Below are 22005 nucleotides of genomic sequence, written 5' to 3'. Positions count from 1 at the left end.
ACCCGGACCGCGACCAGTGCCGCGATCCGGGCCGAAGGCAGAGAAGCGGGGGAAAACAATGAGCTATGTCCTGTCTTTGCTGTTCGGCTATCTGCTCGGCTCGATCCCGTTTGGACTCTTGATCACCCGCGCCGCCGGTCTCGGCGACGTGCGCAACATCGGCTCCGGCAACATCGGCGCCACCAATGTGCTGCGCACCGGCAACAAGGGGCTCGCCGCCGCGACGCTGTTGCTTGACGCCCTGAAAGGCACGGCGGCAGCGTTGATCGCCGGCCGCTTCGCACCGGAACTGGCGCTCGCGGCTGGCTTCGGCGCCTTCCTCGGCCATCTCTTTCCGGTCTGGCTCGGCTTCAAGGGCGGCAAGGGCGTCGCCACCTACCTCGGTGTGCTGCTCGGCCTTGCCTGGCAAGGCATGCTTGTCTTCGCAGTGGTCTGGCTCGCCATGGCTTTCCTGTTCCGCTATTCCTCGCTGGCGGCGCTGGCGGCGGCGGTGGCCGTGCCGATCGCTCTCTATTTCATCAGCACACCGCAGATTGCCGGCCTGTTCGCGGTGATGAGCCTGATCGTGTTCATCAAGCACCACGCGAACATCTCGCGCCTTCTCGCCGGCACCGAGGGCAAGATCGGGGCGAAGGGATGATCGCGCCCGCCGCCGGCCCGCGCCTCAGCGACCGGCAGCGGCTTGCCTGGCTCCGACTGATCCGCACGCCGAATGTCGGCCCGGCCTCTTTCCGCGAACTGATCAACCGCTTCGGCTCGGCCGAGGCTGCGCTCGAGATGCTGCCCGAACTGATGATTTCGGGGGGCGCCAACCGCATCGTTCGCATTCCCTCCATCGCGGAAGCCGAGGCCGAGCTGGAGGCGGCGCGGCGCGCCGGCGCCCGTTTCGTCGGCATCGGGGAGGCCGACTATCCCGCTCTGCTGAAGACCATGGACAACCCGCCGCCGCTGCTGGCGGCCAAAGGCGAAGGCGCGGTGTTCCGCCTGCCGGCGGTGGCCATCGTCGGCGCCCGCAATGCCTCGCTCGCGGGCATCAAGATGGCGCGCATGCTGGCGGCGGACCTCGGCCGCGACGGTTACGCCATCGTCTCGGGCCTCGCGCGCGGCATCGACACGGCCGCACACCAGGGCAGTCTCTCGACCGGCACGGTCGGCGTGCTGGCCGGCGGCCTCGACGTTCCCTACCCGCCCGAAAATGCCGGCCTGTGCGACGACATCGCCGAGCGTGGCGGCGCCATCGTTTCGGAAATGCCGTTCGGCTGGCAGCCGCGCGCGCAGGATTTTCCGCGCCGCAACCGCCTTGTCGCCGGCATGGCGATGGGGCTGGTCGTGGTCGAAGCGGCGCAGCGCTCCGGCTCGCTGATCAGCGCCAGGCTTGCCAACGAGATGGGCCGGCTGGTCTTCGCCGTGCCGGGCTCGCCGCTCGACCCGCGCGCCGCCGGCAGCAACGCCTTGCTGAAGGATGGCGCGATGCTCGTCACCGAAGCGGCCGATATCCTTGGCGCGCTGGCGCCGCTGGCCGGCACTCGCCCACCAAGAACCGCGCCGCTCGCCGAAGCACCCGACCTGTCGTCAATGCCGCCGCCCGGCGAGAACGAGCGCGCCGACGTGCTGGAGGCTCTCGGCCCGACACCCATCGGCGTGGACGAGATCATCCGGCACACCGGCCTGAGCGCCGCGCAGATCGCGATGGTGCTCCTGGAGCTCGACCTCGCCGGACGGCTCGAGCGCCATGCCGGCGGCAATGTTTCGCTGGTCTTCGGGCGTTCCTGAATTTGCCCTACCGGAACAGATACCGCGACACTTCCGGGTTGCCGCGGCGCCACATCACATTGTCCAGGAAATAGTGGTGCACGTTGATGAAGATCAGCACGATGAAGAAGAACAGGGAGGATCCGAGGACCTGCCTGTCGTAGGGGATCAAGGCCGTCATCGCCATCGGGATCAGCCAGAAACCGAGATATCCCAGTGCAGCGCCTCCAACGATGAATCCCAGGACCCGCAGCCTGTAGAGCGGCCCGACAACGGATAGGATCTTCAGTTGCGGATATCCGACGGCATCCGGGCCGTCGCGCTCGACATTGGTCTGGTAGCGCCAGACCACCGCCAGATATTGCAGCGAATGGAGCGCGGGCACCACAAGCAGCCAAAGCGGGTTTATCCTCGCGATCAGGATCCAAAGATAGAGCGACGCGACATACGCCACGATGCCGTTATATGGCAGGGCGCGGCCGTTCCGTCGCCAGCGATTGATCAGCATCAGAATTGTCACCGCCGTCGATGCAACGGCCACCAGCAGGGCAATGTTGGTGATCCACGCTGGGGCGGCGAATGTGTAGTACTCCAAGCCGTAATATTTCCCTTGGGTGACTGCCGTGTTCGTCTGCAGCCATGCCAGGATCCACACCGCATAGCTGTTGACAAGCAGCACCTTCTTGTCCCGGCCGTCGAAGAACTTGCGCTTCAGGACGGCGTCCACCATCAGCATGCCGTAGCCCTGCTTGACGTAGTGCCAGCCCACGAAGAAGAACATTGCGTTGGCCGCATATCCGAGCAGGCGGGTGTTCGCCGTCGCCGCGCCATACGCGAAGAAGGCGCCCATGATAACCGGAACGACGATGCCCGCGAAAATATAGCGGAGCTGCAAGCTCCTGTCGTATCCGTTCCCGCTCACCTTGCGCCCGAAATTGCGGTAGAAAATCTGGTACGAGTGGGCAAAGTGGGGGTAATTGACCAAATACGCCACGACGACCATCGTTGCAGCCACGAGACCTTCATACTCGAGCGGGACCAGCAACAGAACCGGCAGGATCACAAATGCGCCGCCGCCGAGCATGAGGAAGTCGGCGACCGGGCCGAAGAGATACTTGCCTGGCGGCGTCGCCGCCTTGGCGGCTGAAGTATCTACCGAAAGGTCAAGTGCCATGGTCGAGCCTCCTTCGGGAGGTCGACCTTAACCGCCGCCCCGCCTGGCGACAAGGTTGGGGTGCGGCTCCAGCCTGGGCCGACGCCCGCAATCCCCCGCTAAAGCGCGTCGCGATCTTTCAGATTCGCTCCGTGCGCTTTAGGTTTTTGATTTTACGCATGTCTTTGTCCCGAAACCGGTTCCCACTTTCGGGAGACATGCTTTAGATAGACTGGACGCGCTTCGGAGACTGCAGTTCGCGCCCCATCTTTGCTGCCTGAAAGATCGTCATCAAGACCATGATCGGCTCGCCATCGGTCGGGTTGACCATCAGGGCTACGCGACCAAGCTCGTCGCTCATGGCGCAGGTCCAGTCTTTGACCGCGATTACTTTTTTCTCGGGCAATTTCCCCTCCCCTCGGACGCCCCGTTCAAGCCGCTCCACAGCGAGACATGGGAACCGAGACACGGGCCACGCCAATCAAACCTCCCCGGGAAGGCGACCATGGGCCCGGTCAGATTTGAATACAAGCGATCGCTAAAGCGAAGGTGACTGGCGGGCAACCGAGAAACCGCGGCGATGACCTTCAGCTTGCATGATTCAGCAGCCTAGTAGCGGCGGTCTCACGACGATGTTCGGAATTGGCGCGATCGATGCCGTCCACGGTGATGGCGAACATCCCGTTTTCGATCCTCGCTATCCAGCCCTTTGCCTTCAAATACCAGAGATGAAACTCAAGATGTTCTCGCGGGCAGCCTGACAAGCGTTCGAGTTCTTCATCGCCGATGCCAGGATTGTTGACGTCTTGTCGGCGTTTTACATAAAGAAGCGACAGCAGTTTGGCCTGGATGACGATATCCCGCTCGAGCCCTTTGGCGTTGCCAGCTTCCTCGGTCAGTTCGCGGCGAAGGCTCAAATTGTCCTTGTACTGGACGTCGTACTGGGCGCGCTTGACCGGATCCTTGAGCGTATTGTGCGCCTCCACGATTTCGCTGAAGCGTGATTCATCGCCGGTGTCCCGATTGTCGGGATGATAGCGCATGGCAAAATAACGAAATATCCGTTCGATCGTTTCCGAATTCGCGTTCGGACTGATCTCAAGTAGTTCGTAGTAGTCAATGAACATAGCGGTGCTTCCATGGAATCGGCACTGCGAACACCACACCCCAAAAAGACAGCATCGCCCAACCGTTCTGTCCATGCAAGCCGGCTTCCCCGCGACGGGAGCGCTTGACGATTTCGCCGAGCAGGAACACCGCGCCGGGTCCGAACGCGGGGGCTTCCTACGATCGGCTTGCCGGTCAGTCGGCCATCATTGACTTCCAAAGGCGATAGACTTGCCAATGATGATGCTGGCGGGCTGGAGGGCGAGCCAGGCTATGAGGATACAAGTCATCATGCGGCGCTTCTCAGTTCGGCATGAGTGCTGGATCAAAAGCCCGGCTTGCTTTGGGGTTGTATTGAGGTTCGCAAGCCGGGCTGTACGCCGACTGATGGGCGGGGGGCTTGGGGTTATCAGCCGGCGCGGCAGCAAAGTGCCTGAATCGCCAGCAGGCCCACAATCGGCTGAGGTCCATCCTTCCAACGGCATTGGTCCGAATAAATGAAAGATATAGCCCCGTATTCCGTTGGGGCAGCGACCCACTTCCCCCGGGGGGGGAAGGCAAAAAGGTAGCGGTTAAGAGTCGAGTGCCTCGGCGTTAGACACCAGCGAAGCAGGCTACAGCGACGGCGAGGACGACGGCGCAGCCGAACACTCGCTTGGCTGGACGGTCGACGGCTCGAAGTCGGGCAACTTGGGCTGCTACGGCAACCAAGGAGATCTAGAGCCAGAGTTAGGTTTCGTTGGTATCGGCACAGGCCGGCGCCAGGGCGAGGACGCTTTGGACCGGGACGAGCATGACGACGAGCCGGAGCAGTCCGACCACGTCTGACATTTTGTTTCGGCTGTTTAGGCTTCTATGTGGGAGGCACAGACAAGGCCCGGTGGCTTCGGTTTCCGGGCCTTTTTGTTCGCGTGCCTCAATGGTTATGCGACTGCCTCGTCATTCCAATCGATGATGAAGCCATCATTGCCCGATGCTACTTAAGGGGTGGCAACCCGGTTTTGCGGCCCAAGAGCCAGTTGGCTTCAGGGGGTTAGATATGAGCAAGACCACTCTCATTGCTATCGCGATCCTCGCGATCAGCGTCGGCTATGCCGAAGCCGGGGGCCGCAAGATTCCACCGGTTTGCACGGCGTCAAGTCCGCTCTTCGAGGTCCTGGATGGCAGGTGTTCTCTCGTCAAAGGTTCGATGATCTATGGCGACATCGCCGATCTTTCCCAGATAATCCACTTGGGGTGGTAGGAAGTGGCACCATCCGTGCCTAGACGCTAACCACACAAGCCGGCTACCAAGTGACAGTTGGCTCGGCTGTTTGGGCGATCAGTGACGGATGGCGATCCAGACTCCTGTCTGGTTGCGTCCTCGGGTGGGCATAGGAGAGCATTCCTGTTTGGTAGAGCGACTGGCAGTTGCCACCGCTGTTTAAGGTCGCAGAAAAAATGTCGACATTCGATTATACTTGATGACGTCGACCTTCCCGGTGGCGGCCTCGTCATGGCAAATCAAAGCCCGTCACCAGCGTCCTCCCGGTGGCGAGCTTTGAATTAGCTAAGCCTAAAATTATTAATGCCGGGCGCTCAAAGCTAGCGCATAATGCGGGTCTGCCCCGCCCACACCGGGGTAAGGGGCCCGGCCTGTACGCCCCAGTCACCCCGACTCCCCCGACAGGCCGGGTACCGGTAGACCCAGCCCTTAGGCGCGAGCCTCAAAGCACTTGTCATCTGGCGAGCGATCAGGAATATAATCCTCACCAGTGCGGCGACCCCCTCAACGAGGATCGCCAATGACAATGAAGTTTCCCTTCACTGAAGACACGCTCGGCAAGAAGCTCGAAGCCGGCACGGGTCTGTCGGTCGACTGTCTGACCTGCAAGCGAAAGGCGACGCTCGACGTTGCCGAACTGGTGAAGCGGCTCGGGCCAGACCATGGCGCGATGCTCTGGAGCCTGATCAAGGTCCTCTTTTGCCATGAGTGTCGGGACGCTGGCCGCGACGACCGAAACCTGCAGTTCACCAACCATGCGATGACGCCGGACAAGCGCAAAGGCTGAAAGCCTGTGCTTGAGCCGGGCGGCCCGGCAGGCTGACGGGGTAGGCCAGCGAACGCCGGGCCTGACCGGTGGGGGCTCGGGGGCGAGACCTGGCACCGGCTGAATGCATTTTACCAGCGTTCGCGACCGGCACCGCCATGCGAACGAAGGACGCTCAGCGCAGCGGCACGCAAGCGCAGAGAGCAGCCATCCCGGCGCGCTGCGCCACTATCAGTTCGCCGACGCCCTCCTGTACTGGCAGGGGCTTTTGGTCGACCGTCTAGCTCGATAAGCGAGGCCCTGCTTTCGGAGCGGCGATGCTGCGCGGGACGATCAAGGGAGGCGTTTTGGCCTTCAATATCGCGTCGCCGTCGCATTCACGGACATTCTGCGGACAGAGCTTTAAAGAAACCAGCAGAAGGGTCCCCAACCTGCCGTATGTAGCTGATTTAGCAATGTTCTTGGTGAGCGCGATGGGATTCGAACCCATGACCTACTGATTAAAAGTCAGTTGCTCTACCGGCTGAGCTACGCGCTCCCGTGGGCTGGAAACGCCGCCCTCGAAATTGCGCGGAACATAGGGAGAGTACATCGGCCGGTCAACCGGAAAAAGATCGCCCGCAAGTCCTGCTTTTCGCGACATCAGGATCCGCCGGAACTCTGCCTGTCGCAAGGCCGGAAGGTCGACCCATCGGGTCGCGCGCTTCGTCTTGAACGGAATCGCGATGTGCGCTTAAACCATTGTTTTCATGCATGTCTTGCTCCCAAGCCGACTGCGCGCATCGGGCGTGCTCGTCGAATGCGACCTGGCGTTTGGCGGAACTATCGCACCGCGCGACCGTTGCCCCCGCAAGGGACGACAACCACCCTCGAGGAGAAGACCATGAACAAGATTTCATCGGGTCTGCTGGCAACCGCGCTATCGGTTTCGTTCGCTGCGGCGGAGATCGTGCCGGTCAATGCTCAGCCGAACTATGTGCCGCAAGGCCAGGACCTCTCGAATGTCCAGACAGTACAATACCAGGACTGGAGAAAGCGCCGTAGTTTCAATCGCTCCCAAAGCGCCATGTATGAGCGCAATGGTGCCGTGTACTGGAACGGCCATCGCGGCTACCGCGAATATCATCGCGGCTATCGCCGTCACGGCGATTTCTGGTTCCCGCTTGCGGCATTCGCTACCGGCGCGCTGATCACCGGCGCGATCGTTAACAGCCAGAACCGCTATGCGGATGCGCATGTACAGTGGTGCTACGACCACTACAGAAGCTATCGCGCCTCGGACAATACATACTTGTCCAGATACGGCAGACGCGAGTGCCGCTCGCCCTACTGACGGGCCCCAGTCGGTACCGCAGAGTCGTTGACCGAGCCCGCATCGAAAGGCGCGGGCTCTCTTTGATGGGTCTCAGTTCGTGCTCAGCGTCCTGCGCACGGCATCGCGCCAACCCGCGAGCTTTGCCGAGCGCGTGCCGGCATCCATGTCCGGCTTGAAGCGGCGGTCGAGCGCCCAGGTCTTGGCGAATTCCTTCGCCTTCGGCCACACACCGGCTTTCGATCCGGCGAGCCAGGCGGCGCCCAGCGCAGTCGTCTCCAGGATGGTCGGGCGGTCAACCGGCGCGTCGAGAATGTCGGCCAGCCGTTGCATGGTCCAGTCCGACGCCACCATGCCGCCATCGACCCGAAGCACGGTTCTGGCCGAGGCGCCTTTCCAGTCCTTGCGCATCGCGTCGAGCAGGTCACGGGTCTGGTAGGCGACAGATTCGAGAGCCGCGCGCGCGAACTCCGCCGGACCAGAATTGCGGGTCAGGCCAAAGATGGAACCGCGCGCATCGGCGTCCCAATGCGGCGCGCCGAGCCCGACGAAGGCCGGCACCAGATAGACAGCCTGCGCCGGATCGGCGGCCGCGGCGAGCGCACCGCTCTGCTCGGCCTTGCCGATCACCTTGATGCCGTCGCGCAGCCATTGCACGGCGGCGCCCGCAATGAAGATCGAGCCTTCCAGCGCATAGGTGGTCCTGCCGTTCAGCCGATAGGCGATGGTGGTGAGCAGCCGGTTCTTCGAGCGCACCAGGTCGGCGCCGGTGTTGAGCAGCGCGAAGCAGCCGGTGCCGTAAGTGGATTTCATCATGCCGGGCTCGAAACAGGCCTGGCCGATGGTCGCCGCATGCTGGTCGCCGGCGACCCCGAAGATCCTCATCTCGGCGCCGAAAAGGCTCTTCTCGGCGACGCCGAAATCATCGGCGCAATCCTTCACCTGCGGCAGGATCGCGGCCGGTATGTTCAGGATCGACAGCAGCTCGTCGTCCCAGGCGTTCTTCTCGATGTTGTAGATCAGTGTGCGCGAGGCGTTGGTGGCGTCGGTGGCGTGCACCTTGCCGCCGGTCAGCCGCCAGATCAGGAAACTGTCGATCGTGCCGGCGAGCAGTTCGCCCTTCTCGGCGCGCTTCCTCGCGCCCTTCACCTTGTCCAGCATCCAGGCGATCTTGGTGCCGGAGAAATAGGGGTCGAGCAGCAGCCCGGTCTTGCGGGTGAATTTCTTCTCCAGCCCCTGCTTCCGGAGCTTCTGGCAAAGCGGCGCGGTGCGCCGGTCCTGCCAGACGATGGCGTTGTGGATCGGCTTGCCGGTCGCCTTGTCCCAGATGACGACCGTCTCGCGCTGGTTGGTGATGCCGATCGCCGCCACGTCGAATGCTGCGCGGCCGGCCGCTTTCAGCGCCGCTTTGACCGTCGCGACCACGCTTGACCAGATGTCTTCCGGGTCATGCTCGACCCAGCCGGAGGCCGGATAATGCTGCGGAAATTCCTGCTGGCCGATGCCTGCTACCTTCATCTCGTCGTCGAACAGGATCGCCCGGGTCGATGTCGTTCCCTGGTCGATGGCCAGCACAAAACCGCTCATTCCGTTCCCTCCACTTCTCATAGAACAGGGGAGACGGCAAAGCCGCCTCCCCTGCATTTCCTAACATGGGCGAGCACGCCCATGTCATGCCGTTACTTCTGCCAGCTCTTCACCAGTTCGTCGTAGTTGATGGTGATCGGCTTTTCCTTCTCGTTCTCGATCTTGAGCTGGGGCGCGAGATTGCCCTTCTTGACCGCGTCGGCGTTCCAGTAGGCAAGGTCGTGCTCTTCGGCCATCTTCGGGCCGATATCGCCCTGGACGCCCGACTTCTCGATGCGGCTCATGACCTTTTCCTGCTCGGCGCAGAGCGAGTCCATCGCTTCCTGCGCGGTCTTGGCGCCCGATGAGGCATCGCCGATCGCCTGCCACCAGAGCTGGGCCAGCTTCGGGTAGTCAGGCACGTTGGTGCCGGTCGGCGACCACTGGACACGGGCCGGCGAGCGATAGAACTCAATCAGGCCGCCGAGCTTCGGAGCACGCTCGGTGAAGCTCTTGTCGTGGATCGTGCTCTCGCGGATGAAGGTCAGGCCGACATGGCTCTTCTTCACGTCGACGGTCTTCGAGGTGACGAACTGCGCGTAGAGCCAGGCGGCCTTGGCGCGGTCGGTCGGCGTCGACTTCATCAGCGTCCAGGAACCCACGTCCTGGTAGCCAAGCTTCATGCCGTCCTTCCAGTAGACGCCGTGCGGCGACGGCGCCATGCGCCATTTCGGCGTGCCATCGTCGTTCAGCACCGCCTTGGCGCCGGCGTCGACCATCGAGGCGGTGAAGGCGGTGTACCAGAACATCTGCTGGGCAACCGCACCCTGCGCCGGAACCGGGCCGGCTTCAGAGAAGGTCATGCCTTGGGCTTCCGCCGGAGCGTAGGCCTTCAGCCAGTCGAGATACTTCTGGATCGAGTAGACAGCAGCCGGACCATTGGTGTCGCCGCCACGTGCGGTGCAGGAGCCGACGGGGCGCGAATTCTCGTCGACCTTGATGCCCCACTCGTCGACCGGCAGGCCGTTCGGAATGCCTTTGTCGCCATTGCCGGCCATGGACAGCCAGGCGTCGGTGAACCGCCAGCCGAGCGACGGGTCCTTCTTGCCGTAGTCCATGTGACCGTAGACCTTCTTGCCATCGATCTCGCGGCCGGTGAAGAATTCGGCGATGTCCTCATAGGCTGACCAGTTGACCGGCACGCCAAGGTCGTAGCCGTACTTGGCCTTGAAATCGGCCTTGTTCTTTTCGTCGTTGAACCAGTCGTAACGGAACCAGTACAGGTTCGCGAACTGCTGGTCGGGAAGCTGGTAAAGCTTCTTGTCCGGAGCGGTGGTGAAGGAGGTGCCGATGAAGTCCTTCAGGTCGAGGTTCGGATTGGTGACGTCCTTGCCGTCGCCTTCCATCCAGTCGGAGAGATTGCGCACCTGCTGGTAGCGCCAGTGCGTGCCGATCAGGTCGGAATCGTTGACCCAGCCGTCATAGAGGTTCTGGCCGGTCTGCATCTGGGTCTGGATCTTCTCGACGACATCGCCTTCCTGGATCGTGTCGTGCGTGACCTTGATGCCGGTGATGGCGGAGAAAGCAGGCGCCAACACCTGCGACTCATAGGAATGGGTCGCGATGGTTTCCGACACGACCTTGATGTCCATGCCGGCAAACGGCTTGGCAGCGTCGATAAACCACTGCATTTCCTTTTCCTGATCGGCGCGCGAGAGCGTCGAGAGTGGACCGATCTCCTTGTCCAAGAAAGCCTTGGCCTCGTCCATACCGGCATAGGCGTTGCCAGCCCCGAGCAACAGGGCAATGGCGGTCGTTGATGTTAAAATTTGCCGTCGCATGTGTTTCCTCCGTTTTAGGTTTCAAGTGCGATCTGGAGCGGCCGCCCAGCACGCGACCGCTCCGACAGTTTCCCCCTCTATACGTAGCGGAACACGCCGATGGCGTAGACTACGGAGAGAGCGAGAGCCCACCACAGGTTGGGTCCGACAAAACCCAGCCAAGCGAGATGGATAAAGGCGCTGCCGAGCAGCGACAGGAAGAGACGGTCGCCGCGCGTCGTCTCGAAGCGCAGCACGCCGACGCGCGGATTGCCGCCCGGCGAGACATATTCCCAGACGCCCATGCCGCAGAGCATCAGCACGATGACGATGAAGAAGGCGGCCGTCGGCAAGGTCCACGCCATCCACGAGAAGTCGAGGTTCATGGCTTAGACCCTCCCCAGGGCAAAGCCCTTGGCGATGGTGGTGAGGATGAACTTATGTGTTCGTTTCATCACACCCTCCCCAGGGCGAAGCCCTTCGCGATGTAGTTGCGGACGAACCAGATGACGACCGCGCCAGGGATCAGCGTCAGCACGCCGGCGGCTGCGAGCAGCCCCCAGTCCATGCCGGCGGCCGAGACGGTGCGCGTCATGGTGGCTGCGATCGGCTTGGCATCGGTGGTGGTCAGCGTGCGCGCGATCAAGAGTTCCACCCATGAGAACATGAAGCAGAAGAAGCAGGCGACACCGATGCCGCTGGCGATCAGCGGCATGAAGATCTTGATGAAGAAGCGCGGGAAGGAATAGCCGTCGATATAGGCGGTCTCGTCTATCTCCTTCGGCACGCCTGACATGAACCCTTCCAGGATCCACACTGCCAGCGGCACGTTGAACAGGCAGTGCGCCAGGGCCACGGCGATATGCGTGTCGATCAGACCGAAGGCCGAATAGAGCTGGAAGAACGGCAGCGCGAACACCGCCGGCGGGGCCATGCGGTTGGTCAGCAGCCAGAAGAACAGGTGCTTGTCGCCGAGGAAACGGTAGCGCGAAAAGGCGTAGGCCGCCGGCAGCGCCACGGTGACCGAGATCACCATGTTGATCACCACATAGGTGATGGAGTTGATGTAGCCCGAATACCAGGACGCATCGGTGAAGATGGTGCGGTAATTAGCGAGTGTCGGATTGTGCGGGAACAGCGTCAGCGACGACACGATCTCCGCATTGGTCTTGAAGCTCATGTTGATGAGCCAGTAGATCGGCAGCAGCAGCGCGACGATGTAGAGCGTTGGCACGATCCACCACCAGCGCGATTCCTCGCCGCGTCGACGCATCAGCCTTGCGACCTCGTCCTGCGACAGCGTGCTGCCCACGCCTTCCGAAACGGTTGTCTCGCTCACTCGGTCGGTTCTTTCGTTTGCGCCCGCCATCTCAGCGCTCCGCGTCGTAGTTGGTCATCACGGTGTAGAACACCCAAGACAACAGAAGAATGATCAGGAAGTAGACCAGCGACATGGCTGCCGCCGGGCCGAGGTCGAACTGGCCAAGCGCCGTCTTGACGAGGTCGATCGACAGGAAGGTGGTCGAGTTGCCCGGACCGCCGCCGGTGACGACGAAGGGCTCGGTGTAGATCATGAAGCTGTCCATGAAGCGCAAAAGCACCGCGATCAGCAGCACGCGCTGCATCTTCGGCAACTGGATGTAGCGGAACACCGCCCAGCGCGACGCGCCGTCGATCTTGGCCGCCTGGTAGAAGGCGTCCGGGATCGAGACCAGTCCGGCATAGCAGAGCAGCACGACCAGGCTGGTCCAGTGCCAGACATCCATGATGATAACGGTGACCCAGGCATCGATCGGGTCCTGGACATAGTTGTAGTCGATGCCGAGCGCGTTGACGTAGTAGCCGAGCAGGCCGATGTCGTTGCGGCCGAACACCTGCCAGATCGTGCCGACGACGTTCCACGGGATGAGCAGCGGCAACGCCATCAGCACCAGGCAGACCGGCACGCCCCAGCCCTTTTTCGGCATGTTGAGCGCGATGAAGATGCCGAGCGGCACTTCGATCGCCAGGATGATGAAGGAGAAGATCAGGTTGCGCACCATCGCTTCCCAGAAGCGGTCGGAGGCAAGCAGTTCCTCGAACCACTCGGTGCCGGCCCAGAAGAAGACGTTGTTGCCGAACGTGTCCTGCACCGAATAGTTGACGACGGTCATCAGCGGGATGACGGCCGAGAACGCCACCAGCACCAGCACCGGCAGGACAAGGAACCAGGCTTTGTTGTTCCAGGTCTTTTCCATCTAGGCCCCCATCTCGACGCGCCACGAATCGGCATAAATGTTGATGCCGGCCGGATCGAAGCGAACCTTGGGCTCGGACGGCACTTCGTCGTCTTCGCCGATGACGGCGGCGATCTCCTTGCCTTCGAGATTGGCGCGCACAACCTTGTGGCGGCCGACATCCTCGACCTTGCTGACCTGGACGGTCATTCCTTCACGGCCGAGCCGCACATATTCGGGACGGATGCCGAGCTCGACGGCGCCGGCTTCGGCCTTCGGCACGCCCGGCAGCTCGATGCGCTGCGCGCCGAGCATCGCCGTCCTGCCTTCGAGCGCAACCGGCAGGACGTTCATGCCCGGCGAGCCGATGAAATAGCCGACGAAAGTGTGCCGCGGGCGTTCGAACAGCTCGGCCGGCGTGCCGATCTGCACGATCTCGCCGTCATACATGACCACGACGCGGTCGGCGAAAGTCAGCGCCTCGGTCTGGTCGTGCGTGACGTAGACCATGGTGTAGCCGAAGCGGCGGTGCAGTTGCTTGAGCTGCGAGCGCAGCACCCATTTCATATGCGGGTCGATGACGGTGAGCGGCTCGTCAAACAAGATGGCGTTGACGTCGGAGCGCACGAGGCCGCGGCCGAGCGAGATCTTCTGCTTCTGGTCTGCGGTCAGCCGGCGCGCCTTCCGGTTCGCCATCGAGGCGAGATCGATCATGTCGAGCGTCTCGCGCACCTTGCGGTCGACATCGGCCTCCGGCACGCGGCGGTTGCGCAGCGGGAAGGCCAGATTGTCGTAGACGGTCATGGTGTCGTAGATGACCGGGAACTGGAACACCTGGGCGATGTTGCGTTCCTGCGTCGACAGCCTGGTCACGTCCCTGCCGTTGAACAAAAGCTGGCCGTGCGAGGGGTGGAGCAGCCCCGAAATGATGTTGAGCAAGGTGGTCTTGCCGCAGCCCGAGGGCCCGAGCAGCGCATAGGCGCCGCCGTCCTCGAAAGTGTGGTGCACTTCCTTCAGTGCGAAATCCGAATCTTTCTTCGGATTGGGCAGGTAGGAATGGCGGATATGGTTGACCTCGATGCGCGCCATCGCTTCCTCCTCAGGCCGCCAGCTTCGACGCCGTCACGGCGCTGCCGTTCTGGTCGAACACCATGATGTGGCGCGGATCGATGAACACCTCGACCTCGTCGTCGGTCTCGAAGTCGAGGATGCCGTGCGCCAGCATCACCCAGCGCGCGTCGGCGAAGTCGAGATGGACGAAGCTCTCCGAGCCGGTGATCTCGGTGATGGTGACCTTGGCCCGCACCGGCACGGCGCTGGCGTTGGGACGTTCGAGCGACAGATGATGCGGCTGGAAGCCGATCGTGTAGCTCGCGTCGGGAATGCCGAGCAGCTCCGGCGGCACCGGCAGCTTGACACCGCCTTCGAGCAGGAAATCCGATCCCTTCTTGGCGAGCACGATCGAGTTGAGCGGCGGGTCGGCGAAGGTCCTGGCCGTCACCAGGTCGGCCGGCTTGCGGAACACTTCGATGGTCGGCCCGAATTGCGTGACACGGCCTTCGGAGAGGGTGGCTGTGTTGCCGCCGAGCAAAAGCGCCTCATGCGGCTCGGTCGTGGCATAGACGAAGATCGTGCCGGCAGCGGCGAAGATCTTCGGCAGTTCGGCGCGCAATTCCTCGCGCAGCTTGTAGTCGAGATTGGCTAAGGGCTCGTCGAGCAGGACGAGGCTGGCGTTCTTGACGATGGCACGGGCGAGCGCGGTGCGCTGCTGCTGGCCGCCGGACAGGCTGAGCGGCGTGCGGTCGAGATAGGGCGTGAGCTTCAGCAGCGCGGCGGCGTTGCGCACATCCTTGTCGATCCTGGCCTGCTCGACGCCCGCGACCCGAAGCGGCGAGGCGATGTTCTCGTAGACGGTCATCGCCGGATAGTTGATGAACTGCTGATAGACCATGGCGACATTGCGCTTCTGCACCGGCTGTACGGTGACATCCTTGCCGTCGAACCACACCGAGCCGGAGCTCGGCGCGTCGAGGCCGGCCATCAGCCGCATCAGGCTGGTCTTGCCCGAAAGCGTCGGTCCGAGCAGAACGTTCAGCGAGCCGTGCTGAAGCGTCAGCGACACGTCGCGGATATGCTCCTGCGCGCCGACCGTCTTCGTCACGTTCCTCAGTTCCAGCATCACGCCTCCTCCCAGGCCTTTCGCATTACCGGGCGGCCTTCACTCGGCCGCCGCGACGTGGCGCCGGCCACGCATGAATTCTTCCAAGGCCGCCGTCTGCTCGCGGCTGAAATGCAGGCCGCGCTTGGTCCTGCGCCACAGCACGTCCTCGGCGGTGACGGCCCATTCGTTCTCGACGAGATAGCGCACCTCGGCCTCGTAAAGGTCGGCGCCGAAATTGCGGCCGAGATCGGCATTCGACTTGGCCAGCCCAAGCAGCTTCTCGGCGCGCGTGCCGTAGAGCCGGGTGAGCCTGCGCGCCAGCCGCTGATCGAGGAACGGATAGACGTTCTTGAGCTTTGATACCTGCGCGTCGAAACCGGTCGCCGGAAAATCGCCGCCGGGCAGCGGCGCATTGGCGGTCCATGGTTTGCCGCGCTTGCCGAGAAAACCTTCGATCTTCTCCAGCATCGATTCCGCCAGCCGGCGGAACGTCGTGATCTTGCCGCCGAATGAATTGAGCAAGGGGGCCGCGCCCTCCCCGCCATCGGCCTTCAGCACATAGTCGCGCGTCGCTTCCTGCGCCTTCGAGGCGCCGTCATCATAGAGCGGGCGTACCGCCGAATAGGTCCAGACGATGTCCGAACGCTTGACGGCTTGAGCGAAATATTCGCTTGCTGCGGCGCAGAGATAGTCGATCTCGGCATCGCTGATCTTCACGTCATGCGGATCGCCCGGATAGTCGCGGTCGGTGGTGCCGATCAGCGTGAACTCTTCCTCGTAGGGAATGGCGAAGATGATGCGCCCGTCCTTGTTCTGGAAGAAATAGGCCCGCGGATCGTCGAACTTCTTGCGGATGACGATGTGGCTGCCCTGCACCAGACGGACATTGTGCACATCGTTCTGGCCGACCGCCTTTGCCAGCACCTGGTCGACCCAGGGCCCGGCGGCGTTGACGAGAAGGCGAGCGCGGACTTCCTCGGTCTCGCCGGTCAGCACATTCCGGATCTTGATCGTCCACAGCGCTCCGTCGCGGCGCGCGCTTACAACTTTGGTTCGGGTGCGGATGATGGCGCCTCGGTCCGCCGCGTCGCGGGCATTGAGCGCCACCAGGCGGGCATCGTTGACCCAGCCGTCCGAATATTCGAAGGCCTTGCGGAAGAGCGGTTTCAGCGGCTTGCCGGCCGGATCGGTGGCCATGTCCAGCGTTTTCGTCGCCGGCAGCAGCTTGCGCCCGCCGATATGGTCGTAGAGGAACAGGCCGAGCCGGATCAGCCAGGCCGGGCGCAGGCCCTTGGCGTAGGGAAGGACGAAGCGCATCGGCCAGATGATATGCGGCGCGTTCTTCCAAAGGATCTCGCGCTCCATCAGCGCTTCGCGCACCAGCCGGAATTCATAGAACTCGAGATAGCGCAGGCCGCCATGGATCAGCTTGGTCGAGCCGGACGAAGTCCCGCTGGCGAGATCGTTCATCTCGGCCAGGAAAACCGAAAATCCGCGGCCAACGGCGTCACGGGCGATGCCGCAGCCGTTGATGCCGCCACCTATGACGAAAATGTCATGGATCGGTGATGAGTCCACAGGGTTCCTCCGCGATTTCGCATTGCACCATTTTTGTGTTTCGCGAAACCGTGATGGATTATTTCGAACTAAGAACGAATGTCAAACGAAATATCACAGGCGTGTGAGACGGCCGTGAGACGACGCTTATTCGAGCGCCGTCTCGATCAAACGAACCTCTTTTTCCTCGCAGATCCTTCGCACCGAAGGGATGTCGCAACGGTCGGTGATGAAGGTGTTGACCTGTGACAGGTGGCCGATGCGAACCGGCGCCGTGCGCTCGAATTTGGTCTGGTCGGAGACGAGAATCACGTGACGCGCATTGGCGATGATGGCTTGCGCCACCTTCACCTCGCGAAAATCGAAGTCGAGCAGCGCGCCGTCATGGTCGATGGCCGAGGCGCCGATGACGGCGTAGTCGACCTTGAACTGCCGGATGAAATCGACGGCTGCCTCGCCGACGACACCGCCGTCGGAGCCGCGCACCACGCCGCCGGCTATCACCACCTCTATCGAAGGATAAATACGCATCCTATTGGCAACATTGATGTTATTGGTGATGACCATAAGCCCGTTATGGTCGAGCAGCGCCTTGCTGACGGCTTCCGTCGTGGTGCCGATGTTGATGAAAAGCGAGGCATTGTCGGGGATCAACCTGGCCGCGGCGCGGCCGATCGCCTCCTTCTCCTCGGCGGCGATCTTGCGCCGCGCCTCATATTCCATGTTCTCGATGCCGGACGGAAACAGCGCCCCGCCATGGACACGCGTCAGCAGGCGCTGATCGCAGAGATCGTTGAGATCCTTGCGGATCGTCTGCGGCGTCACGCTGAAATGCGTCGCCAAATCTTCGACCAGCACCCGGCCATGGTCCTTCGCCATCTGGATGATTTCGGTATGACGTGGCGAAAGAAACATCCGGCATCCTCCATTTTCGTTTTTCCTGCCTATATCGGAAAACGAAAGCAATGAAAAGGTATGAGCCGGCTAATGAAAATCATCTGATCGCAAAGGCAAACCGGTACGCAAGCCAATGCGAACCGGTTCTGGCGAAGCGGCGGACGATCTTAATCTGGATGGGGAGCGGGATGGAGATACGTCCAGGGACTCACTTCGGACCCTCTGTCCACAGGCACTTCGATCAACACGGGGCTGTCTAGGGTCGCGCAAGTCGTTATCAATCGCTCGAGCTCCTCGGGCGTCGTCGCTTTGAAGGCCGGGATATTGAAGCTCTCGGCGAGCTTCACAAAGTCCGGATTGGTCAGCTCCGACCCCAGGTAGCGACCGTCATACGATTGTCTCTGGTCTCTCAGCACGTTCCCAAAAGAACCGTTATTGAACACGATCGCTATCACGTTGATGCGATGTTGAACCGCGGTTGCAAGCTCCTGGAGGCCAAACATGAAACCGCCGTCGCCGGAGACGGAGATCACCATCTTGTCCGGATGAGCAACCTTGACGCCCAACGCGGTATTGAACCCGAAACCCAGAGTTTCCTGATAGCCGCAGGTCACGTATTGCAGGGGAGCGAAAACCGGGAACGCGAACCGGGCGGTGAAGCCCACCTGGCTGATCTCCTCGACAAAGAAGCCGTCCCTCGGCAGTGCGCGCCGGATCGCGTTGACGTAGGAAACCTGAGGTTCTACGGCAGCGAAGCGTTCCCTCGCGGCATTGTTCAGGCGAGCGAAATCTTCCAGGCGCATATCGATTGAAGATCGAGGTGCCTGTTCGAGAAGAGCATCGACGCCATCGGCCGCATCCGCCACGATCGCGGCGTCCGGACGCAGGCGAACCATCTCCTTCGGATCGATGTCAATCCGGATGACTTTGAGGTTCTTTGGAATATATCGCCAGCGCATGAACTGCAATTCAAGGCGGCTGCCGACACCGATAAGAAGGTCGGTATCTTTCCAGTAGTCGTATGCTGCGACCAGATTAAGGGCATTGGGGTGATCGTCGGGGAGCACACCCTTGCCCGATCGATGAGCCGTTACAGGCGCACCTAGACGCTCGGCAAGTTCTCGCACCTGCTTGCGCGCATCAACCGCTCCGCCACCAACCATGATGAGTGGACGTTTGGCATTTGAAATGAGCTGGATGGCCTGCTCAATCGCCAGCGGGTCCGGCCGGGCACTCTCGGCTCGCGCTGCCGAAACAATCGGCACCTCCGGACCTTTTTGGCCGAAGACATCCCACGGCGCTTCGATCGAGCCGGGTCCTTTTCGCCCGGAGATCATCTTGGAGATAACCTCGCTGACGACGAAGCCAGCCTCTGACTGGTGATCAATGCGTTCGGCGACTTTCGTTATGCCGCGCAGGGTCGCCAGCTGATCCGGCAATTCGTGAAGCTGTCCCCGGCCTCTGCCGATCAAGTGAGACATGATGTTGCCCGTGATGCAAAGCACCGGCGCGTTCGCACCCAGGGCGGTGCAGAGGGCCGCACCCGCGTTCAGCACGCCTGGTCCCGGAACCACGGTGAACGCACCAATCCGGCCTGTTGCCTTGGCATAGCCATATGCCATGTAGGCGGCACCTTGTTCGTGTCGCGTATGGATGAATTTAATCTTGTCGCCGGCACGATGGAGTGCGTCGTTGAAATCGTACATATGAACCCCGGGTATGCCGAACACGGTGTCGATGCTGTGTTCTACAAGGGCTCGCGTGATTGCTTCCGCGGTTGTTTCAGACTTTGCCATTTCTTGCACAACCATGATTGCTCCCGGCCGACCGACTGCCTTGCCGGTCAGTTGTTCCTACCTTTCCAACTTTTGATTAACATGTCGAATAGGGCAACGGGGTGCCGCCCCTAGCCCGGAAAATCCGGCAGGCTGGCGAAAGCCGCCTTCAGCGCGTTGGACCAGCCATCCGAGATCGTGCGGTAATATTGGTCGTCCTGGCCGATCCGCTTCTTGAGGCCGACCTTGAAGGCGTCCTCCTCGAGGAAGAGCAGGTCGAGCGGCAGGCCGACCGACAGGTTCGACTTCAACGTCGAGTCGAAGGAAACCAGAAGCAGCTTCACCGTCTCGGCGAGGCTCATCGTACGGTCATAGGCGCGGATGATGATCGGCTTGCCGTATTTGGTCTCGCCGATCTGGAAGAATGGCGTGTCATCGGTCGACTCGATGAAATTGCCCTCGGGATAGATCATGAACAGCCGTGGTGGACTGCCCTTGATCTGGCCTCCGAGGATGAAAGAGGCATTGAAATAGGAATCGGCCTTGTCGCCGGCGGGCGACGAATGGGCGATCACTTCCTTCACCGTATCGCCGACCAGCCGCACCGCCTGATACATGGATGGCGTTTCGAGCAGCTTCTCGTGGCGATCGCCGACTGCCTTGGTACGCTCGTCGAGCAGGCTGACCACGGCCTGTGTGGTGGCCAGATTGCCCGCCGACATCAGCACGATGACGCGCTCGCCGGGCTCTTCCCAGACATGCATCTTCTTGAAGGTCGAGATCGAATCCATGCCGGCATTGGTGCGCGTGTCCGACATGAACACGAGCCCGCGATCGATCTTGAGGCCGACGCAATAGGTCATGAGTCTTCTTAAGCCAGCGAATCCTGACGAAGATTACTGCTCCACCGTGACGGTGACGGCAAGCTTCTCTTCCGCTTGACCGAGCAGAATTCCCGATACCGGCGCGGCATCGCGATAGTCGCGTCCCGTCGCCACCCTCACATAGCGTTCGTCGGGAGAAATACCGTTTGCGGGATCAAAGGCAACCCAGCCGAGGCCCGGAACATGCGCCTCGGCCCAGGCATGGCTCGCCGCCTGTTCGACGGCCGCGTCCGTCATCAGATAGCCGCTGACATAGCGAGCGGGAAAACCCATCGCGCGCGCCGCGGCGATAAAGATGTGGCTGTGGTCCTGGCAGACACCGCTCTTCAGCGCCAGAGCTTCTTCGGCCGGCGTTACGACGCTGGTCGCGCCCGGCCTGTAGGCGACCCGCTCGCGGATCGTGCCCATCAGCCTGTGCAGTCGCTCGATATCGGTCCCCTCGCCGGCGGAGCCAATAAGCTCACGAATGCCATCGCCGGCGATGGTCAACGGTGTCTGCTGACCGAACAGCCAGAGCGGCGCGAAACCCTGATGCGGGCCGGACACACCCGCCGTGTCGCGCGTCATCACTTCGCCGGAGGCTTCGACCTTGATGGTGTTGTGGCCGCCCTCCGCACTCACCAGCCGCGTGTCGTTGCCGAACTGGTCGACGAAACGCACTTCCTCACGCGCGCCGTCGACCTTGATCGCCCAGCTTGCCACGGTCTGTGTATGCCCGCTCTGCGGCAGCAGGCGCAGCCGCTGCAGCAGATATTGCACCGGCGCGTCGTAGCGATACTCGGTCCGGTGGGTGATCTTGAGCCGCATGGCGCCCTGCCCCTTCAGCGCTCAATAAAACCGGTAGTCCTGTGCGATCTCGTCGCCCAGTCTTGTATTGTCGGCAATGAATTCGGCCAGGAATTCGTGCAGGCCGTGATCGAAAATATCCTTGATCGAACCCTTCCTCAGCATGGCCTGTGTCTTCTCGGCCGTGGCATGGCAGGCATGGCGCTCGCCATAGTCGTCGGCGAGGAACTTCAGATGCTCCGCCAGGAAGCGGTAGCAGAAGGTGAGCGAGCGCGGCATGCGGACATTGAGGATCAGATAATCGGCGATGTTGGTCGGCTTGTATTCGGCGTCGTAGACCCAGCGGTAGGAGCGGTGCGCCGACACCGAGCGCAGGATCGATTCCCATTGATAGTTGTCGAGCGTCGAGCCCACCCAGGAGATCGATGGCAAAAGCACATAGTATTTGACGTCGAGGATGCGGGCCGTGTTGTCGGCGCGCTCGACATAGGTGCCAAGCTGCGAGAAATCGAAAATCTCGTTGCGCAGCATCGTGCCGTAGAACGAGCCGCGGATCAGCGCCGTCTCGCGCTTGATGGCGTCGAGCACGGTCGGCAGGTCGCGTTCGTCTATCGGCCTTGCCAAAATGCGCTTCAACGACATCCAGGCTTCGTTGATGCTCTCCCAGGTCTCGCGGGTCAGCGCGGTGCGCACCATGCGCGCGTTGTTGCGCGCCGTCTCGATCGACGACATCGTGCTCGATGGGTTTGAGATGTCGCGCAACAGGAAATCCGAGACGTTGGCGACGGTGTAATCCTGGTATTTCTGCGAGAAGGCAACGTCGGAGCCGGCGCTGAGCAGCACCGAGTTCCATTCCTCGGACGCGTTCTGGGTGCGCGTCAGCGCCATGCGCAGGCCGGCATCAACAAGGCGCGCCATGTTTTCGGCCCGCTCGATATAGCGGTTCATCCAGTAGAGACCGTTGGCGGTGCGGCCCAAAAGCATATCAG

The 22005-nt window shown here is 61.8% G+C and carries 21 protein-coding genes and 1 tRNA gene; 5 read left to right on the top strand and 17 right to left on the bottom strand.

Annotated elements, in window-relative coordinates:
* Window positions 1-58 precede the first annotated feature (58 nt).
* Together plsY and dprA are read left to right on the top strand one after the other, a co-directional pair.
* Window positions 59-640 carry a glycerol-3-phosphate 1-O-acyltransferase PlsY gene (gene plsY, locus EJ070_RS25600; RefSeq protein WP_126093850.1) on the top strand — a complete coding sequence of 194 codons (582 nt, stop codon included), beginning with the start codon at window positions 59-61 and terminating at the stop codon, window positions 638-640.
* A complete protein-coding gene (gene dprA / locus EJ070_RS25595; protein ID WP_126093849.1) occupies window positions 637-1773 on the top strand; it encodes a DNA-processing protein DprA in 1137 nt (378 codons plus the stop codon). The genes plsY and dprA overlap by 4 nt, the downstream gene beginning before the upstream one ends.
* 7 nt (window positions 1774-1780) lie before the next feature.
* Here dprA and EJ070_RS25590 read toward each other — a convergent pair whose 3' ends face one another.
* From EJ070_RS25590 to EJ070_RS25580, 3 genes are all read right to left on the bottom strand, one after another.
* Complete coding sequence (locus EJ070_RS25590) at window positions 1781-2926, bottom strand: hypothetical protein (RefSeq protein ID WP_126093848.1); 1146 nt, start codon at window positions 2924-2926, stop codon at window positions 1781-1783.
* 202 nt (window positions 2927-3128) lie between these two features.
* Window positions 3129-3311: a hypothetical protein gene (locus EJ070_RS25585; protein WP_126093847.1), complete on the bottom strand. Its 183-nt coding sequence runs from the start codon at window positions 3309-3311 to the stop codon at window positions 3129-3131.
* A gap of 181 nt (window positions 3312-3492) precedes the next feature.
* Window positions 3493-4032 (bottom strand): J domain-containing protein, encoded by a 540-nt coding sequence (locus EJ070_RS25580; RefSeq protein ID WP_126093846.1) that lies wholly within the window; start codon window positions 4030-4032, stop codon window positions 3493-3495.
* A gap of 1019 nt (window positions 4033-5051) precedes the next feature.
* On the opposite strand from EJ070_RS25580, the gene EJ070_RS25575 reads away from it, so the two are divergent.
* Window positions 5052-5255, top strand: a complete 204-nt coding sequence (locus tag EJ070_RS25575) for a hypothetical protein (protein ID WP_126093845.1) — start codon at window positions 5052-5054, stop codon at window positions 5253-5255.
* A 541-nt stretch (window positions 5256-5796) separates the two neighbouring features.
* Window positions 5797-6063: a hypothetical protein gene (locus EJ070_RS25570; protein ID WP_126093844.1), complete on the top strand. Its 267-nt coding sequence runs from the start codon at window positions 5797-5799 to the stop codon at window positions 6061-6063.
* 441 nt (window positions 6064-6504) lie between these two features.
* Here EJ070_RS25570 and EJ070_RS25565 read toward each other — a convergent pair.
* Window positions 6505-6580: transfer RNA gene (locus tag EJ070_RS25565), tRNA-Lys, on the bottom strand.
* 345 nt (window positions 6581-6925) lie between these two features.
* Here EJ070_RS25565 and EJ070_RS25560 point away from each other — a divergent pair.
* Window positions 6926-7375: a BA14K family protein gene (locus EJ070_RS25560; protein ID WP_127222285.1), complete on the top strand. Its 450-nt coding sequence runs from the start codon at window positions 6926-6928 to the stop codon at window positions 7373-7375.
* 72 nt (window positions 7376-7447) lie between these two features.
* Here the strand turns inward: EJ070_RS25560 and glpK are convergent, their stop codons facing one another.
* The 13 genes from glpK to EJ070_RS25495 form a co-directional block, all read right to left on the bottom strand.
* Entirely contained in the window at window positions 7448-8941 is a 1494-nt protein-coding gene (glpK, locus tag EJ070_RS25555) for a glycerol kinase GlpK (RefSeq protein WP_126093842.1), read from the bottom strand.
* 92 nt (window positions 8942-9033) lie between these two features.
* Window positions 9034-10761, bottom strand: coding sequence for an ABC transporter substrate-binding protein (locus EJ070_RS25550; protein ID WP_126093841.1), 1728 nt, complete (start codon window positions 10759-10761; stop codon window positions 9034-9036).
* A 77-nt stretch (window positions 10762-10838) separates the two neighbouring features.
* A complete protein-coding gene (locus tag EJ070_RS25545; RefSeq protein ID WP_126093840.1) occupies window positions 10839-11126 on the bottom strand; it encodes a DUF2160 domain-containing protein in 288 nt (95 codons plus the stop codon).
* A 68-nt stretch (window positions 11127-11194) separates the two neighbouring features.
* Complete coding sequence (locus tag EJ070_RS25540) at window positions 11195-12109, bottom strand: carbohydrate ABC transporter permease (RefSeq protein WP_126093839.1); 915 nt, start codon at window positions 12107-12109, stop codon at window positions 11195-11197.
* Window position 12110: 1 nt separating this feature from the next.
* Window positions 12111-12977, bottom strand: coding sequence for a sugar ABC transporter permease (locus tag EJ070_RS25535; RefSeq protein WP_126093838.1), 867 nt, complete (start codon window positions 12975-12977; stop codon window positions 12111-12113).
* Window positions 12978-14045 carry an ABC transporter ATP-binding protein gene (locus EJ070_RS25530; protein ID WP_126093837.1) on the bottom strand — a complete coding sequence of 356 codons (1068 nt, stop codon included), beginning with the start codon at window positions 14043-14045 and terminating at the stop codon, window positions 12978-12980.
* A gap of 10 nt (window positions 14046-14055) precedes the next feature.
* Window positions 14056-15135, bottom strand: coding sequence for an ABC transporter ATP-binding protein (locus EJ070_RS25525; protein WP_126093836.1), 1080 nt, complete (start codon window positions 15133-15135; stop codon window positions 14056-14058).
* 39 nt (window positions 15136-15174) lie between these two features.
* The gene (gene glpD / locus EJ070_RS25520) at window positions 15175-16695 is read right to left on the bottom strand and encodes a glycerol-3-phosphate dehydrogenase (protein ID WP_126093835.1); all 1521 of its coding nucleotides are present in this window, start codon (window positions 16693-16695) and stop codon (window positions 15175-15177) included.
* A 126-nt stretch (window positions 16696-16821) separates the two neighbouring features.
* Window positions 16822-17589, bottom strand: a complete 768-nt coding sequence (locus EJ070_RS25515) for a DeoR/GlpR family DNA-binding transcription regulator (RefSeq protein ID WP_126093834.1) — start codon at window positions 17587-17589, stop codon at window positions 16822-16824.
* A 149-nt stretch (window positions 17590-17738) separates the two neighbouring features.
* A complete protein-coding gene (locus EJ070_RS25510) occupies window positions 17739-19367 on the bottom strand; it encodes a thiamine pyrophosphate-dependent enzyme (protein ID WP_126095904.1) in 1629 nt (542 codons plus the stop codon).
* A gap of 110 nt (window positions 19368-19477) precedes the next feature.
* Entirely contained in the window at window positions 19478-20209 is a 732-nt protein-coding gene (locus EJ070_RS25505; protein WP_126093833.1) for a peptidase, read from the bottom strand.
* Window positions 20210-20242: 33 nt separating this feature from the next.
* Window positions 20243-21037, bottom strand: coding sequence for a transglutaminase family protein (locus EJ070_RS25500; protein WP_126093832.1), 795 nt, complete (start codon window positions 21035-21037; stop codon window positions 20243-20245).
* Between the two features lie 21 nt (window positions 21038-21058).
* Entirely contained in the window at window positions 21059-22000 is a 942-nt protein-coding gene (locus EJ070_RS25495; RefSeq protein ID WP_126093831.1) for an alpha-E domain-containing protein, read from the bottom strand.
* Between the last annotated feature and the right edge of the window lie 5 nt (window positions 22001-22005).

It is taken from the genome of Mesorhizobium sp. M1E.F.Ca.ET.045.02.1.1 (genome assembly GCF_003952485.1).
GTDB lineage: Bacteria > Pseudomonadota > Alphaproteobacteria > Rhizobiales > Rhizobiaceae > Mesorhizobium.
The sequence above is the reverse complement of the archived record's forward strand: the minus strand, read 5'-3'. Positions and strand labels throughout refer to the sequence as shown.

Excerpts from the sequence above, each read along its gene's own strand:
- EJ070_RS25590 (WP_126093848.1), bottom strand. The coding sequence starts at position 2,926 with ATGGCACTTGACCTTTCGGTAGATACTTCAGCCGCCAAGGCGGCGACG.
- EJ070_RS25530 (WP_126093837.1), bottom strand. The coding sequence starts at position 14,045 with ATGGCGCGCATCGAGGTCAACCATATCCGCCATTCCTACCTGCCCAAT.
- EJ070_RS25570 (WP_126093844.1), top strand. The coding sequence starts at position 5,797 with ATGACAATGAAGTTTCCCTTCACTGAAGACACGCTCGGCAAGAAGCTC.
- EJ070_RS25505 (WP_126093833.1), bottom strand. The coding sequence starts at position 20,209 with ATGACCTATTGCGTCGGCCTCAAGATCGATCGCGGGCTCGTGTTCATG.
- EJ070_RS25510 (WP_126095904.1), bottom strand. The coding sequence starts at position 19,367 with ATGGCAAAGTCTGAAACAACCGCGGAAGCAATCACGCGAGCCCTTGTA.
- EJ070_RS25580 (WP_126093846.1), bottom strand. The coding sequence starts at position 4,032 with ATGTTCATTGACTACTACGAACTACTTGAGATCAGTCCGAACGCGAAT.
- glpK (WP_126093842.1), bottom strand. The coding sequence starts at position 8,941 with ATGAGCGGTTTTGTGCTGGCCATCGACCAGGGAACGACATCGACCCGG.
- EJ070_RS25515 (WP_126093834.1), bottom strand. The coding sequence starts at position 17,589 with ATGTTTCTTTCGCCACGTCATACCGAAATCATCCAGATGGCGAAGGAC.
- EJ070_RS25575 (WP_126093845.1), top strand. The coding sequence starts at position 5,052 with ATGAGCAAGACCACTCTCATTGCTATCGCGATCCTCGCGATCAGCGTC.
- EJ070_RS25545 (WP_126093840.1), bottom strand. The coding sequence starts at position 11,126 with ATGAACCTCGACTTCTCGTGGATGGCGTGGACCTTGCCGACGGCCGCC.
- EJ070_RS25540 (WP_126093839.1), bottom strand. The coding sequence starts at position 12,109 with ATGGCGGGCGCAAACGAAAGAACCGACCGAGTGAGCGAGACAACCGTT.
- EJ070_RS25560 (WP_127222285.1), top strand. The coding sequence starts at position 6,926 with ATGAACAAGATTTCATCGGGTCTGCTGGCAACCGCGCTATCGGTTTCG.
- EJ070_RS25500 (WP_126093832.1), bottom strand. The coding sequence starts at position 21,037 with ATGCGGCTCAAGATCACCCACCGGACCGAGTATCGCTACGACGCGCCG.
- plsY (WP_126093850.1), top strand. The coding sequence starts at position 59 with ATGAGCTATGTCCTGTCTTTGCTGTTCGGCTATCTGCTCGGCTCGATC.
- EJ070_RS25525 (WP_126093836.1), bottom strand. The coding sequence starts at position 15,135 with ATGCTGGAACTGAGGAACGTGACGAAGACGGTCGGCGCGCAGGAGCAT.
- EJ070_RS25495 (WP_126093831.1), bottom strand. The coding sequence starts at position 22,000 with ATGCTTTTGGGCCGCACCGCCAACGGTCTCTACTGGATGAACCGCTAT.
- EJ070_RS25535 (WP_126093838.1), bottom strand. The coding sequence starts at position 12,977 with ATGGAAAAGACCTGGAACAACAAAGCCTGGTTCCTTGTCCTGCCGGTG.
- dprA (WP_126093849.1), top strand. The coding sequence starts at position 637 with ATGATCGCGCCCGCCGCCGGCCCGCGCCTCAGCGACCGGCAGCGGCTT.
- EJ070_RS25550 (WP_126093841.1), bottom strand. The coding sequence starts at position 10,761 with ATGCGACGGCAAATTTTAACATCAACGACCGCCATTGCCCTGTTGCTC.